The organism is Mycobacterium sp. ITM-2016-00317, from assembly GCF_002968295.1.
In the GTDB taxonomy this organism is placed as follows: domain Bacteria; phylum Actinomycetota; class Actinomycetes; order Mycobacteriales; family Mycobacteriaceae; genus Mycobacterium.
The window spans coordinates 969,002-983,716 of sequence record NZ_CP134399.1; the positions used below are offsets into that span (position 1 = coordinate 969,002).

Consider the following 14,715-nt stretch of genomic DNA (forward strand, 5'->3'; position numbering starts at 1 on the left):
CTCTCGGCGAATCACTGATCCGCCGATTGTGGCTCCTCCGGGTCTTTGTCCGCCCAGTCGCCCAGGCGGAGTTCCTTCTCCTTACGTTCGATGTAGTCGAAGTCGATGAGGTGGAGGGCGTAGCTGACGCCTTGCACACACAGCGTCAGTGTTTCCAGATCACACCAATAGGTGTGCATATCGGCCGCACTGATCGCGGGCGTCGCCGAACCGGCCATGTGGGTGAATTCCCGGATGGTTCCGTCCGCATAGCGCGCGAGTTCGACGGCGGTTTCCCAGAAGCCGGCCCGACAGTCAATCGGAGTGGTGGTGATCCGTATGACGCCCACTCCCTCGATAGGCACCTTGGTGCGAAGTTCATTCGGTAGCTGCCGGATCTGGAGAGACTGTGGCCCGAAGTAGTCGCCGCAGCCGTGTTCGCAGACTTGTCCTGGCAGTTCGGCATGCATATGGCAATTCTATTGGGCCACAACGACAATTCAGCGAAGTCCAGCCCCCGCGAACATCAACACCACAAAGAGGATCTCGAACGCGATCACGCCCAGCATCGCGATGAGCGCGCCCTTCGCGAACTCGAAGTGCCCCTTCACCGGCGCCAGTGCGGCGACGCCGGCCACGAACAACGGAAACAGGGGTGCGAACGGCCAGAAGACCCCCATCGTCAGGCACACCGACGCGAACCCCACGAAGAACCCCGTCAGCAGGACGGCCGGCCGCTGGGCACGAACGACTTCCGGATTCGTCATACCGATGCTCCCAGATCCACCAGCAACCCGGCCGCGCTGAACACCCCCACCGGCACGATCCCGGTGAGCGGGGCCAAGATCAATCCAGCGCCACGACAACGCTTTTCAGCGGAACCGCCGCGCCGGTAGAGAAGCACCCCGATCGTCAGCAGCGTGGCGCCCACAACCGCGACCGCCACCCACGCGGCGACCGCCCCGTCGGACGCGATCAGCGTGTAGACGGTCACCGCCCAGAACGCCGCCCCCGCCAGCGCCCCGATCACTGCCGCACGCGTCCAGTCGATCACCGCATCAGCCTTCCCATCCGTGGATTGTAGGTACTTCACGCGTCAGCGACCCGGGAGAAACTCGGTGCCCTGCAGCGGTGTGTACACCCGCACCGCCGGTGCCTCACCGGCCGGGCCGAACGGGGTGAAGTTCCCCGGCGGCACGACCGACATCGGCGGCGTCACCGGCACCGGAGCAGGCTCAGCCACGCCCGGTATCGAAGGCGGAACGATCTGCGGAACAACGCTGTTGAAGCTCGGCACCACGGTCGGATCGCCGACGTCCTTGTCGAACGGCAGACCGGCCAGCGGTCCGGCGGCGTTGTCGAAGAACGTCGGCCACTCCTGCAGCAGCGTGGTCGTCGTCCCGGCGCGGTCGCTGTAGGCCTCCAGCGCGGGGAACGTCGTCACGTCATCGCCGCCCATCCGGGGGCCGGTGTCCGACGGGACGATGCCCAGCGCGCCGTTCACGCTGATACCCGATCCCTTGGCCAGACCCTCACCGCCCGGCGAGAACGGATCCGCAGCGTTGTACCGGATCAACACCCCGCCGTCGGAGGTCTGCACCGCACCGATCGACGGCGTGCCCGTGCGCACCTGCCCGGTGTCCACGTTGATCGACGGGTTCTGCCGCGCCACCACGATGCCGTTGTCGAAGTCGGTGTAGATCGCGACCCGCGACGCCTCCGGCCCCGCAGTGGGGGAGAAGCCCCGGTTGTCCCCGAGGTTGTTGTCGTAGGGCGGTAATCCCGCCGTCGGTGCCCACACGTCCTCGCTCGGGATGAACAGATTGGTGCGCACCACCCCCTGTCCGGGCACCGGTTCGATCCGGCCGACCACGACGTTGGCCTCCACGCCCCGGTATTTGGGGTCGTAGCTGTGCGGGTCGAGGGCCGAGGCCGTCAGCCAATCGCTGTCGCTGACCGGGTTGCGCCCGAACACCTCCCGGAACGCGGCGACCTGGTTCTCGGTGCGTTCGGACTCGTCGAGTGCGTCACTGCCGGGTGCCGGGGTCTCCGGCGGGCCGCCGAACTTCTGGCCCGCCCCCAGCGCCTGGAACTCGCCGCCGATGGTGGCGATGGAGCCGCCGACGGTGTTCAGCTCGGCGTTGGCTCGGGTGAGGACCTCGGCGACCTCCGTGAGCCCCCTCTGCACGATCGGCGCCATCATCAGCTCTCCGGCCCGGTTGCGCGGCAGGCTCGCCGCGGCCGCCATCACCCACTCGCGGATCGCGTCCAGGTTCTGCCGCCCGGCTGTCACGATGTGCGCTGACCGGTCGACCTGTTCAGCCAGCCGTTGGTCGAGCGCGCCCAGTTCACGGACGACGCACTGGTGGTCGGTATTCGTCCTGCCGTACGCCGTGGCCGCCCCACCGGACCAGTGCCCGGCGGGCGAGGCCCGGTCGAGCTCGTCGGTCAACCGCTGCAGAGCAAAGCTGTGGTCGTAGGACGCACCCGGCTGCGGGGTGCCGGATCCGAAGGTCGCCCGCGCCTTGGCCCACGTCGACAGGAACGCCCCGAGTGCGCTCACCCCTGCCATGATTCTCATTATCGGCCCGCTCCGGCACCGGCGGCCGCACCAATCTGGAACTGTTCTGAAGCTTGCTGGATCTCCCTCGCGGGGCCGTGAAGTGACGCAACGTTCGACCGATAGCCGGGGTCAACCGTTACGTCGATCAAGGATTTGACCAGCTCATCCAACATCACGTCATGGTTACGTCATTGAAACGGGAACGGTCGTTAGGCGGCAGTGGGTTATTAACACATCTATTATTTTTTGAAATGTGGGTCGAACAGGTGCCGGGGCACCTCTCCGGGGACGAACCGGAGATCCCCGTCGATCTCGTTCGAACACTGCTGGGCGTGCTGCGGCAACGCCTCGGACTGGACGCCGCGTGGCTCTCCGTCTTCGAGGACGGCATGCAGGTGATCGAGGTACTCGACGGCAACGCCACTGATCTCGGCGTTTCCCCAGGTCAGCGCTACCAGTTGTCCGAGTCCTACTGTGTGCGCGTCATCAACGGCCGGCTCCCGGCGGTCATCCCCGACACCTCGGCCGACCAGATCACCGCCGCGTTGCCGATCACCCGCGACTCGGGTCTGGGCGCCTATGTCGGTGTGCCGGTGCTCGGTGAGGCCGGCGCGACGGTCGGCATGGTCTGCGTGGTGAGCCGCGAGGCGAAGCCCGACCTCGCCGAGGAAGACCTGCGCATCGTCAAACAGGTCGCCGATCTGATCGGCACCCTGATCGACTCGCCGCCCGGCAGCGCCGACCCCACCGTCGAGCAGCGCAAGGCGATCCGGCGGGTGGTGTCGGAACGGGACTTCGAGGTCGTCTTCCAGTCCATCCATGACGCCTCCTCCGGCAAGGTGGTCGGCGTCGAGGCGCTCGCCCGCTTCCCGTGCGAACCGTTCCGGCCCGACAAGTTCTTCGAGCAGGCCGCCCTGCAAGGGCTCGGCATCGAGCTGGAGACGGCGATCGTCAGCCGGGTGCTGACGTTGATCCCGCAGCTTCCCGAGGACGCGTTCGTGGCGATGAACATCTCCCCGGCCGCGGCGCTGGCCGTGCCCTGGCATGAGCTGCTCGCCGATGTGGACCCGTCGCGCATCGTCCTGGAGATCACCGAGCACGATGCCGTCCCGAATTACGGGGCGCTCGACGACGCGCTCGACGAGTGCCGGGCGCGCGGTATGCGGGTGGCCATCGACGACGTCGGCGCGGGTTTCGCCTCGTTCTCCCATGTCCTGGAATTGGCCCCCGAGTTCGTCAAGATCGACCAGTCGATCACCCGGCATATCGACGTCGACGACGCCCGCCGCAGACTGGCGCAGGCCATCGCGCAGTTCGCCGGTCAGATCGGGGCGACGGTGATCGCCGAGGGTGTGGAAACCCAGGGGGAACTCGACGCCGTCGTCGCCTCCGGTATCAGTTGGGCGCAGGGTTACTGCCTCAGTCGGCCCAAGCCGCACACTCACGGCTTTCGCGTCGCGCAGGCGACCGCCGCGCCAGTGGAATCCGCGCCCACCGCGGTAGATCTGTTGGGGGAGCGGCCCTTCGAACTGGCGCTGGCGCATTCACCGATCGGGATGGCCGTCGTCGGCCTGGACGGCAAGTTCCTGCGCACCAACCGGGCGCTGCGCACGATGCTGGGATACAGCCGACGGGCGTTGGCGGAGCTCACTTTTCAGGAGATCACCCACCCCGACGATCTGGACTCCGATCTGACCCTGGTCGCCGAGTGTCTGGCCCGTCGCCGCCGCTCGTACCGCATCGACAAGCGGTACATCGCCGCCGACGGGCACGTCGTGTGGTGCGCGCTGACCGCCGTGCTGGTGCACGCCCCGCGGGACCGCCCGCTGTGCTTCGTCTCCCAGATCGTCGACGTCACCGCCGAGCGTGTCCGCGCCGCCGACCTGGCCCGGCAGGCGGCCACCGACCCGCTGACCGCGATCGCCAACCGGTCCGCCGGCTGGAGCAGGCTCGAAGAGCTCGACGCCAACGACGACGGCTACGGCGTGTTGTTCTGCGACATCGAACGATTCAAGTCGATCAACGACAGTCGCGGCCACCACGCCGGCGATCAACTCCTCATCGAAGTCGCCACCCGACTGCTCGCCGCCGTCGGGGACGAGCACCTCGTGGTCCGGTGGGGTGGTGACGAATTCCTGGTCATCACCGACATCGTCGACGACCACGAGCTGGGCCTGCTGGCCGCGCAGATCGCCGGGCAGCTCGGCGCCGAACCCATCGCGCTGACTGGTGGCACGACGGTGCCGGTGACCCTGACCATCGGCGTCGCCGCCCACCGCCCGGGTGACGGCCGAAGCGTCGACGCCGTCCTCGACCGGGCCGACCATGCCATGTACGAACAGCGGCGCCGGCACCGGAACACCCACTGGTACGCGCGCGCCGACGCGATCGGGATGGCGGAGTAGCGGGTCGGCTTCAGGACGCCGACGTGCTCTGGCGCACCACGAGCTCCGGTGCGAACACCGGGTGTTCCGGGTCGCGTTCGGCCGAGCCGGCGGCTGCCACCAGCAGGTCGACCGCGGTGGCCCCGATCAGCGCGGTGGGCTGGCGGATCGACGACAGCGGCACCACCGACGCCCGGGCGAAGTCGATGTCGTCGTAGCCGATCAACGCGATGTCGTCGGGCACCCGCAGCGCGCCGAGCATGGTGAGCGCCTGCAGCACACCGATGGCCACCAGGTCATTGGCGCAGAACACCCCGTCGGGGCGGTCGGCGGGCGCGCGCTGGTGTAGCTGTTCGCCGACGCTGCGTCCATCCAGCACGCCCAGCGCGGGGGTCTCGATCACCTCCAGCCGCGCATCGGACACCTCGTCGACCGCCTGCCGGGCGCCGCGCAGCCGGTCGGCGACCTGCCGCAATCCCAGCGGGCCGCCGACGAACGCGATGCGCCGCCGGCCGGTGTCGAGCAGGTGGCGCGTCGCGAGCCGGCCCCGGCCACGTCGTCGACCGCGACGGAGTCGAAGTCCGTGCCGGTGCCGTCGCGGTCGACCAGCACCACCGGGGTGCCCCGCCGGCGCAGCGCGACCAGCCGGTCCAGATCCTCGCCGAGCGGCGACACCATCAGACCGAAGACCCGCTGCTCGGTGAAGACGTCGACGTAGGCATGTTCCCGGGACTCGTCGCCGTCGGAGGTGCCCAGCAGCACGGTGAGCTGCTGCTGCGCGGCTTGGCGCTCGGCCGCCCGGGCGATGTCGGTGAAGAACGGGTTGCCGATGTCGAGCACCACCAGCCCCACACAGCGCGACCTGCCCGCACGCAGCTGCCGCGCCGCGTCGTTGCGCACGAAGCCGAGTTTGTCGATCGCGGCGTGCACCCGCGCGACCGTGGCGGGTGACACCTTCTCCGGCGAGTTCAGCACGTTGGAAACGGTGCCCAGCGATACCGACGCCGCGGTGGCGACGTCCCGCATGCTCACGGCCATGCGCCCATCACACCAGACCGGGCTCGGGGGTCAGGGCCGGGGACGCGGGATCAGTCGTTCGAACTGCGTGACGTGGCCGGGTTCCAGTTGGTCCAGCGAGTTGACCCCGAGGAGCCGCATCGTGCGGCTGATCTGCTCGGCCAGGATCGTGATGGCCCGGTCCACACCGGCCTCACCGCCGGCCATCAGGCCGTACAGGTAGGCCCGCCCGACCATGGTGAAGCGCGCCCCCAGCGCGATCGAGGCCACGATGTCGGCCCCGGACATGATGCCGGTGTCGAGGATGATCTCGGTGCGCTCACCCACCGCCGCAGCGACATCCGGCAGCAGGTGGAACGGGATCGGTGCCCGATCCAATTGGCGGCCACCGTGATTGGACAACACCAGACCGTCCACGCCGAGGTCGGTGACCGCGATCGCGTCCTCCACCGTCTGGATGCCCTTGACCACGAGCTTGCCCGGCCACTGGGACTTGATCCAGGCCAGGTCCTCGAACGTGACGGTCGGGTCGAACATCGTGTCCAGCAGCTCGGCGACGGTGCCCGACCAGCGGTCCAGCGACGCGAACGCCAGCGGTTCGGTGGTCAGGAAGTCGATCCACCACTGCGGGCGGGGGATCGCGTTGAGCACGGTCTTCGCGGTCAGCGCAGGCGGGATCGACATGCCGTTGCGCTTGTCGCGCAGCCGCGCACCGGCGACCGGCACGTCGACGGTGACCAGCATCGTGTCGAAGCCCGCCGCCGCGGCGCGCTCGACGAGCGCCATCGAGCGGTCCCGGTCCTTCCACATGTAGAGCTGAAACCAGTTGCGGCCGTGCGGGTTCGCAGCCTGCACATCCTCGATGGAGGCTGTGCCCATGGTGGACAGTGAGAACGGGATGCCCGCGCGGGCGGCGGCGTGGGCGCCTGCGTACTCGCCCTCGGTCTGCATCATCCGGGTGAAGCCGGTGGGCGCGATGGCGAACGGCAGCTCCGACCGGCCGCCCAGGATGGTGCAGCTGGTGTCGACCTTGGACACGTCGCGCAGGATCGACGGGTGGAACTCGATGTCCTGGAATGCCTGCCGGGCCCGCGCGATGGACAGTTCGGCCTCGGCGGAACCGTCGGTGTAGTCGAACGCGGCCCTGGGGGTGCGGCGCTTGGCGATGGCGCGCAGGTCCTCGATGGTCAGCGCCCTGTCCAGGCGGCGTTTCCTCGCATCGAACTCGGGCTTCTTGAACTGCATCAGCGGGGCGAGGTCCCTGACGCTGGGTACACGACGTTTCATCGGACTACCTTTCGCGCCCCCACCGGTTCGATGCCGGCCCGGATCCGGGACGTGCGGGGGACGTAGCGTTGTGCCGGGAAGCTGGTGGCCACCTTGCGCCGCAATTCTTCCAGATCCCCGCGGACCGCACCGTGCGCACGGGCGGTGACCAGCACGTTTCCGATCGCGGTGGCCTCCACCGGGCCCGCCAGCACCGGCAGCCCGAGCTGGTCGGCGGTCAGCTGGCACAGCAGCCGGTTCTGCGAGCCGCCGCCGACGAGGTGCACCGTGCGCACAGCGACCCCGGACAGCTCGGCGGCCTGCCGGACCCCGTCGGCGAACGCGACGGCCAGACTCTCCACGATCACCCGGACCAGCTCGGCCCTGGTCACCGGCACCCGCAACCCGCGCTCGTCGTACCACTGGCGGATCCGGGCCGGCATGTCACCGGGCGCGGCGAACCGCGCGTCGGCGGTGTCGAAGACGTCGAAGCGCGACGGCACCTCGGCGGCCTGGGCCAACAGCTCGGACAGGCCGGCCCGGTAGCCGTCGCGCTCGAACTGGCGGACGGTCTCGCTGAGCAGCCACAGACCCATCACGTTGCGCAGGTAACGGATGCGGTCGTCCGCCCCCACCTCGTTGGTGAAGTTCGCGGCCCGGCCGGCTTCGCCGAGCACCGGCCGCGGCAGTTCGACACCGACCAGAGCCCATGTCCCGCAGGAGATGTAGGCCGCCGAGCTCGGGTCCATCGGCACTGCCGCGACCGCCGAGGCGGTGTCGTGCGAGGCGGTGGTGGTCACCGAGGTCCCCAAGGTGAGGCCGAGGGAGTCGGCCAGGTCGGGCAGCACCGGACCCAGCGGGGTGCCGGGGTCGACGAGCGCGGGGAACAGGCCGGGCGGCAGGCCCAGCGCCTCGCACAGATCGTCGTCCCAGAATCCGTCGCTGTGCAGCAGACCGGTGGTCGAGGCGTTGGTCCGTTCGGTCACCTCGCGGCCGGTCAGCCAGTACCCGATCAGGTCGGGGATCAGGAGCGCGCGCTCGGCCAGTGTCAAGAGGTCGCCGTGCCGCTCCGCGGCGAGCTGATAGAGCGTGGTGAACGGCAGGAACTGTAAGCCGTTGCGTTGATACAGGTCATGAGGATCGATCCGGGCGTGGACGTCGTCGACGCCCGTCTGGCAGCGGGCGTCGCGGTAGTGGTACGGCAACCCGAGCAGGGTCCCGTCCCGCAGCAGCGCGTAGTCGACGGCCCACGAGTCCACCGCGACGGCAACCAGGTTCTCCGAGAAGCGGGCGGCCTCGCGCAACCCGGCGCAGGCCTGCTGGAACAGGGCAGGGACGTCCCAGTGCATCGCGGTGCGGCGGCCGTTCCACAGGTGCACCGGGTCGTTCGGGAAGCGGCTCACCTGCGCCAGCTCGATGTGGTGCCGGCTGATGTCGGCAAGCATCACCCGGCCGCTGGTGGCACCGAGGTCGACGGCGGCGAACTGCGCCGAACTCATCGCCGCTGCCTTCTCTTCGCGCGAGCGCTCATCGCAAGAAGGCCGCGGCGACCCCGGCGTCGACCGGCACATGCAGCCCGGTGGTGTGCGAGAAGTCCGACGTGCACAGCGCGAACGCGGCGTTGGCGATGTGTTCGGGCAGCACCTCCCGTTTGAGCAGCGTGCGCTGGGCGTAGAACGCGCCGAGGTCCTCCTCGGCCACGCCGTACACCGCGGCCCGCTGCGCTCCCCAGCCGCCGGCGAAGATGCCGGAGCCGCGGACCACGCCGTCGGGATTGATCCCGTTGACCTTCACCCCGTGTGCGCCCAGTTCGGCGGCCAGCAGCCGGACCTGGTGCGCCTGATCGGCTTTCGTGGCCGCATAGGCGATGTTGTTGGGTCCGGCGAACACCGAGTTCTTCGACGAGATGTAGATGATGTCCCCGCCGAGCTTTTGGTCGATGAGCGCGCGGGCCGCCGCCTTGGACACCAGGAACGAGCCTCGGGCCATCACGTTGTGCTGCAGGTCCCAGTCCTCGACCGTGGTGTCCAGCAACGACTTCGACAATGACAGCCCGGCGTTGTTGACCACGATGTCGATGCCGCCGAACTCGAGCACCGTGGCGTCGACGGCAGCCTGGACCGCGGCCTCGTCGGTCACGTCGGCGGCGACGCCGATCGCCACGTCGCTGGAGCCGATCTCGGACGCAGCCTCCTCGGCCTTCCCGGCGTCGAGATCGGCGATCACCACGCAGGCGCCTTCTGCGGCCAATCGGGTGGCGATGGCCTTGCCGATCCCCGACGCGGCACCGGTGACCAGTGCGATCCGGGTGGCCAGCGGCTTGGGCTTGGGCATTCGCGCGAGCTTGGCCTCTTCCAGGGCCCAGTACTCGATGCGGAACTTCTCGGCCTCGTCGATCGGCGTGTAGGTGGAGACCGCCTCGGCGCCGCGCATGACGTTGATCGCGTTGAGGTAGAACTCGCCGGCCACCCGCGCGGTCTGCTTGTCCTTGCCGTAGCTGAACATGCCGACCCCGGGGATCAGCACGATCGCTGGATCGGCACCGCGCATCGCCGGGCTGTCGGCGGTCGCGTGGCGTTCGTAGTAGGCGCGGTAGTCCTCGCGGTACTGCGTGTGCAGCTCGGCGAGGCTTCTCTTGCACTCCTCGACGGTGGCGTCGGCCGGCAGGTCCAGCACCAGCGGCTTGACCTTGGTGCGCAGGAAGTGATCGGGGCAGCTGGTGCCGAGTGCGGCCAGCCGTGGGTGCTCGGCGCCTTCGAGGAACTCCAATACCGCTGCGGTGTCGGTGAAGTGGCCGACCTGCGGATGGTCGGTGCTGGCCAGACCGCGCAGGAACGGGGCCAGCGCGGCGGCCTTCGCGCGCCGCTCGTCGTCGGGCAGGGCGGCATAGCCGGGCAGCGGCGGCCCGAACGGCTCGTCCTTGCCGGTGGTCGCAATGAACTCGGCGGCGCTCTTGATGATCTCCAGGGAGTGCGCCTCGGCCTGCTCGGAGGTCTCGCCCCAGGCGGTGATGCCGTGGCCGCCCAGGATGCAGCCGATGGCCCGCGGATTGCGTCGCTTGATCTCGGCGATGTCCAGCCCCAGCTGGAAGCCGGGGCGCCGCCATGGCACCCACACCACCCGGTCTCCGAAGATCTTCTGCGTCAGGGACTCTCCGTCGGCGGCCGTCGCGATCGCGATGCCGAAGTCGGGGTGCAGGTGGTCGACGTGTGCGGCGTCGACCAGGCCGTGCATCGCGGTGTCGATCGACGGCGCCGCACCGCCCTTGCCGTGCAGGCAGTAGTCGAACGCCGCGACCATCTCGTCCTCACGGTCGACTCCGGGGTAGACGCCGACCAGCGCACGCAACCGGTCCAGCCGCAGCACGGCCAGTCCCTGCTCGGTCAACGTCCCCAGATCGCCGCCGGAGCCCTTGACCCACAGCAGGTCGACGTCCTGGCCGGTGACCGGGTCGATCCCGGTGCCCTTGGCTGAGGTGTTACCGCCGGCGTAGTTGGTGTTCTTCGGATCCCTGCCGAGCCGGTTGGACCGGGAAATGAGTTCGGCGACAGTGTCGTTGCTCATGTGTCATGCTCCCCAGGAGGATTGAGTACCGCCGACGCGCTCGGCGTTGACGCGTTGCTGGTAGCCGCTGTCTCGGAACGCCGTCATCGGGTTTTCCGGCAGCCCCCGTTCCGCGCGCCACTCGGCCAGCGCCGGGCGGACGTCGGTGTAGAACGCGTCCATCAGGATCGCGTTGGCGGCCAGCACATCTCCGTCATCCTGCGCGCGGCGCAGCGCGTCGGTGTCGACGAGCAGTGCTCTGGCCGTCATCTCCTGGACGTTGAGCACCGAGCGGATCTGGCCGGGAATCTTGTCCTCGACGTTGTGGCACTGGTCGAGCATCAGTGCGACCGGCGAGTTCCGGTCGAGGGCGCCGCCGCGGATCACCTCGAACATGATGCGGAACAACTGGAACGGGTCGGCGGCTCCGACGATCAGGTCGTCGTCGGCGTAGAATCGCGAGTTGAAGTCGAACGAGCCGAGCTTGTTCAGACGCAGCAGCTGCGCGACGATGAACTCGATGTTGGTGCCCGGCGCGTGGTGGCCGGTGTCCAGGCAGACCATCGCGCGTTCGCCCAGTGCGGACACGTGCGCGTACGAGGTGCCCCAGTCCGGCACGTCGGTCATGTACATCGCGGGTTCGAAGAACTTGTACTCCAACACGAGTCGCTGGTTCGCACCGATGTGCTGGTAGATCGCGGCCAGCGATTCGGCCAGCCGGTCCTGGCGGGAGCGGATGTCACCCTGGCCGGGATAGTTGGTGCCGTCGGCGAGCCAGATCTTCAGATCGCGGGAACCGGTCTGGTTCATCACCTCGATGCAGTCGAGGTGGTGGTCGATGGCCTTCTGCCGCACGGTCTTGTCGGTGTGGGTGAGGCTGCCGAACTTGTAGGCGTCGTCCTGGAAGGTGTTGGAGTTGACGGTGCCCAGTCGCAGGCCGAGGTCCTGCGCGTAGCGGGCCAGGGCGGGGTAGTCCTCGACCTGATCCCACGGAATGTGCAGGGCCACCGTCGGGGCCAGTCCGGTGAGTCGGTGCACCTGTGCCGCGTCGGCGATCTTCTCCCGGATGTCGCGCGGGGTGCCGGGTGTGCCGAAGACCTTGAACCGGGTGCCGGAGTTGCCGAAAGCCCAAGAGGGGAGCTCGATGTCGAGATTGTCCAGAACGGTGTCGGTGAAGTTCATGATCCTCAGACGGTCGAGGTGGACGGTGTGGCCGCGGACGGACTCACCGGTGCGCCGTAGCGTTCGTTCTCGATCTGCTGCAACGTCTTGCCCTGGGTCTGCGGAGCCCAGACCGCGCCGATGATCAGCGCGACGGTGAGCAGCCCGACGAGCAGGACGCCGACCCAGGTCAGGCCGATCACCGCGAGCATGGTGGGGAAGAAGTAGCTGAGTAGTCCGGTGGCGGTGCGCACGACGAAGAACATCGTGCCCTGGGCGCTGGCGCGGTACGGCGTGGCGAACAGTTCGCTGGCCCACAGGCTGTAGAAGGCCTGGCAGCCGATGCCCGCCGACACACCCCACAGGATCGCGAAGATCAGCATCGTGCTGATGCCGTTGTCGGTGAAGGCCACCAGCACGATCCAGCCGGCGATGCCCAGCGCGGCGCCGAACACGTAGAGCAGCCGCTGGGACACCCGGTCGGCGTACCGCATGAAACCGAAATACGTTGCGGCGACGGTGCATCCCCACACCAGCACCTGCAACAGGTTCTGTTGCACCGGGCTGTGCAGGCCGGCGGTGTCGTACACGCGGGGCATGAAGATGCCTGCCTGGCCGGCGACGGTGTTCCAGAACAGGTAGATGCCGCCGAGGAACAGCAGCGAGGTGATGTTGACCTTCTTGGAGAACAGGCCGCGCAGGCCCCGCTCGCCCACCCGGTTGGAGAGCTCCCGGCTCTCGTTGACCGCTTCGTCCTTCCATATCTGCGATTCCTGCAGGCCCTGCCGAACCCACCACACGATGCCGGCGACGACGAACAGGTGCAGGAAGATCAGTCGCGAGCCGAGCAGTTCCAGCGGCGCCAGCGCGGCGGCCAGCGCGAAGCCGATGAACGGGCCGACCGACCAGGCCAGCTGGGCGGTGCCGACGTGCTTGGCGCGCTCGACGGAGGGCGCCTGCTCGGCGATGTAGGTCCAGGAGGCGGGCACGCCCGCGCCGACGGCGATGCCGGTGATGATGAAGGCCGCGAGCAGCATCGTGTAGTTGGCCGCGCAGGCGGCCAGCAGCACGCCGGCCATGTAGACCAGCAGGTCGTAGGTGTAGATGGCCTTGCGGCCGAACCGGTCACAGAGCGGGCCGCCGAGGATGGCGCCGATCGCGGCGCCGAACGCGTTGGCGCTCAGCGCGGCGAGCAGTCCGACGGCGAAGTTGCTGATGCCGAACTCGTGCTGCCAGAACCCGAGGCTGGTGGCGATCGCGATGATCGAGCCGGCCTCGATGTAGTTGGACATGGCGACCGCGATGGTGGCGCGCCAGCCGGTGGTGGAGCGTGCTCCGATCTTCATGGGCTTCCTCGGGTTCAGGGGAGGTGGAAGTACTGGGTGAGCTGGTGTCGGACGGTGTCGGGGTTGGCGCCGCCGGCGTCTGTGGGGCCGGATGCCGCGGGCTGGAAGTACTCCGACATCTGCGCCTGCCAACGTTCGTTGACCGCGGTTTCTGCCATCTGCGCGGAGGCGCGCGTGAAGTCGTCGGTCTCCAGGTAGCCGACCACCATGCCGTCCTCAGGCCGGAGGAACAACGAGTAGTTCCGCCATCCGGTGGTCCGCAGGGCGTCGAGCATCTCCGGCCACACGTCGTCGTGAACGGCCAGGTAGTCCTCGACGCGGTCGGGCTTGAGGTACATCACGAAGCACACGCGTTCCACGGTGTCCGGCACTGCCCCTCCTCGCCGTTTGTGTTCTGAAACGTTTCAAAATGTGATGGCGGCTACGTTACGACGGTGGATGTGGTGCGTCAATAGGCACATCGACGGAGCCGCGGCAGACACGCGGCCGGCGACGCGGCGCCAGCCCCAGAACCAGTCGCCGCGCCGGCCGTCGTCGTTCCCCGAACGCCTAACCTGGCTGGGTGCTTACTGAACTGGTCGAGTTGCCCGGTGGCTGGTTCCGCATGGGATCGGTCGACTTCTACCCCGAAGAGGCCCCGGTGCATTCGGTGTCGGTGGCGCCGTTCGCCATCGAGCGGCATCCGGTGACCAACGCACAGTTCGCCGAATTCGTCTCGGAGACGGGCTATCTCACCGTCGCCGAGCGTGAGCTCGACCCGGCCGACTTTCCCGGTGTACCACCGGCCGAGCTGATGCCCGGCGCGTTGGTGTTCCGGCCCACACCGGGTGCGGTGGACCTGCGCGATTGGCGCCAGTGGTGGACCTGGGAGCCCGGTGCGTGCTGGCGGCGCCCGTTCGGGCCGGGCTCATCGTCGGAGGACCGGCCCGACCATCCCGTGGTGCAGGTCGCCTACCCGGACGCGGCGGCGTATGCGCGCTGGGCGGGACGCCGGCTGCCCAGCGAGGCCCAGTGGGAGTACGCCGCGCGCGCCGGTGCGACGACGGTCTACGCGTGGGGCGACGACGTGCGCCCCGACGGGCAGCTGATGGCCAACACCTGGCAGGGCCGCTTCCCGTACCTCAACGAGGGCGCGCTCGGCTGGAGCGGCACCTCCCCGGTCGGCACCTTCCCGCCCAACGGGTTTGGGCTGCTCGACATGATCGGCAACGTGTGGGAGTGGACCACCACCCCGTACAGCCGCCACCACCGACTCGATCAACCCGCCGCGGGGTGCTGTCCGACACCACTGCCGGCAGGCGACCCGACGCTGCACCAGGCGCTCAAAGGCGGGTCACACCTGTGTGCGCCGGAGTACTGCCACCGCTACCGGCCCGCTGCACGCTCGTCCCAGTCTCAGGACAGCGCCACCACGCACATCGGGTTCCGCTGCATCGCCTGACCATCGGGGCACGGT

General features: G+C 68.6%; 12 protein-coding genes and 1 pseudogene. 2 read left to right on the forward strand and 11 right to left on the reverse strand.

Annotation, left to right across the window (positions count from 1 at the left end; translation table 11 throughout):
- Positions 1-11: 11 nt before the first annotated feature.
- Genes C6A87_RS04630 through C6A87_RS04645 form a run of 4 tightly spaced genes read right to left on the reverse strand, consistent with a single transcriptional unit; the run spans position 12 to position 2,551 of the window.
- Entirely contained in the window at positions 12-449 is a 438-nt protein-coding gene (locus C6A87_RS04630; RefSeq protein ID WP_311116194.1) for a hypothetical protein, read from the reverse strand.
- A 30-nt stretch (positions 450-479) separates the two neighbouring features.
- Entirely contained in the window at positions 480-746 is a 267-nt protein-coding gene (locus C6A87_RS04635; RefSeq protein ID WP_311116195.1) for a hypothetical protein, read from the reverse strand.
- Positions 743-1,033, reverse strand: coding sequence for a hypothetical protein (locus C6A87_RS04640; RefSeq protein WP_311116196.1), 291 nt, complete (start codon positions 1,031-1,033; stop codon positions 743-745). Before C6A87_RS04640 ends, C6A87_RS04635 begins: the two co-directional genes overlap by 4 nt.
- Before the next feature lie 42 nt (positions 1,034-1,075).
- Entirely contained in the window at positions 1,076-2,551 is a 1,476-nt protein-coding gene (locus C6A87_RS04645; RefSeq protein WP_311116197.1) for an EspA/EspE family type VII secretion system effector, read from the reverse strand.
- A gap of 242 nt (positions 2,552-2,793) precedes the next feature.
- Here C6A87_RS04645 and C6A87_RS04650 point away from each other — a divergent pair, with 242 nt between their 5' ends.
- Positions 2,794-4,947: an EAL domain-containing protein gene (locus C6A87_RS04650; protein ID WP_311116198.1), complete on the forward strand. Its 2,154-nt coding sequence runs from the start codon at positions 2,794-2,796 to the stop codon at positions 4,945-4,947.
- Between the two features lie 10 nt (positions 4,948-4,957).
- Here the strand turns inward: C6A87_RS04650 and C6A87_RS04655 are convergent.
- The 7 genes and pseudogenes from C6A87_RS04655 to C6A87_RS04685 all read right to left on the reverse strand — a co-directional run bounded on the left by C6A87_RS04655 (position 4,958) and on the right by C6A87_RS04685 (position 13,597).
- Positions 4,958-5,964: pseudogene (locus tag C6A87_RS04655) on the reverse strand (LacI family DNA-binding transcriptional regulator).
- 30 nt (positions 5,965-5,994) lie between these two features.
- A complete protein-coding gene (locus C6A87_RS04660; RefSeq protein ID WP_311116199.1) occupies positions 5,995-7,230 on the reverse strand; it encodes an alpha-hydroxy acid oxidase in 1,236 nt (411 codons plus the stop codon).
- A complete protein-coding gene (locus tag C6A87_RS04665; RefSeq protein ID WP_311116200.1) occupies positions 7,227-8,708 on the reverse strand; it encodes a rhamnulokinase family protein in 1,482 nt (493 codons plus the stop codon). Before C6A87_RS04665 ends, C6A87_RS04660 begins: the two co-directional genes overlap by 4 nt.
- 28 nt (positions 8,709-8,736) lie before the next feature.
- On the reverse strand, positions 8,737-10,773 hold the full coding sequence (locus C6A87_RS04670) for a bifunctional aldolase/short-chain dehydrogenase (protein WP_311116201.1): 2,037 nt from the start codon (positions 10,771-10,773) through the stop codon (positions 8,737-8,739).
- Positions 10,774-10,776: 3 nt separating this feature from the next.
- Positions 10,777-11,934, reverse strand: coding sequence for an L-rhamnose isomerase (gene rhaI / locus C6A87_RS04675; RefSeq protein WP_311116202.1), 1,158 nt, complete (start codon positions 11,932-11,934; stop codon positions 10,777-10,779).
- A 5-nt stretch (positions 11,935-11,939) separates the two neighbouring features.
- Positions 11,940-13,259, reverse strand: a complete 1,320-nt coding sequence (locus tag C6A87_RS04680; protein WP_311116203.1) for an MFS transporter — start codon at positions 13,257-13,259, stop codon at positions 11,940-11,942.
- A 14-nt stretch (positions 13,260-13,273) separates the two neighbouring features.
- A complete protein-coding gene (locus tag C6A87_RS04685) occupies positions 13,274-13,597 on the reverse strand; it encodes an L-rhamnose mutarotase (protein WP_396837069.1) in 324 nt (107 codons plus the stop codon).
- Positions 13,598-13,821: 224 nt separating this feature from the next.
- On the opposite strand from C6A87_RS04685, the gene C6A87_RS04690 reads away from it, so the two are divergent.
- Positions 13,822-14,700, forward strand: a complete 879-nt coding sequence (locus C6A87_RS04690) for a formylglycine-generating enzyme family protein (RefSeq protein ID WP_311116205.1) — start codon at positions 13,822-13,824, stop codon at positions 14,698-14,700.
- The last annotated feature ends 15 nt before the right edge of the window (positions 14,701-14,715 follow it).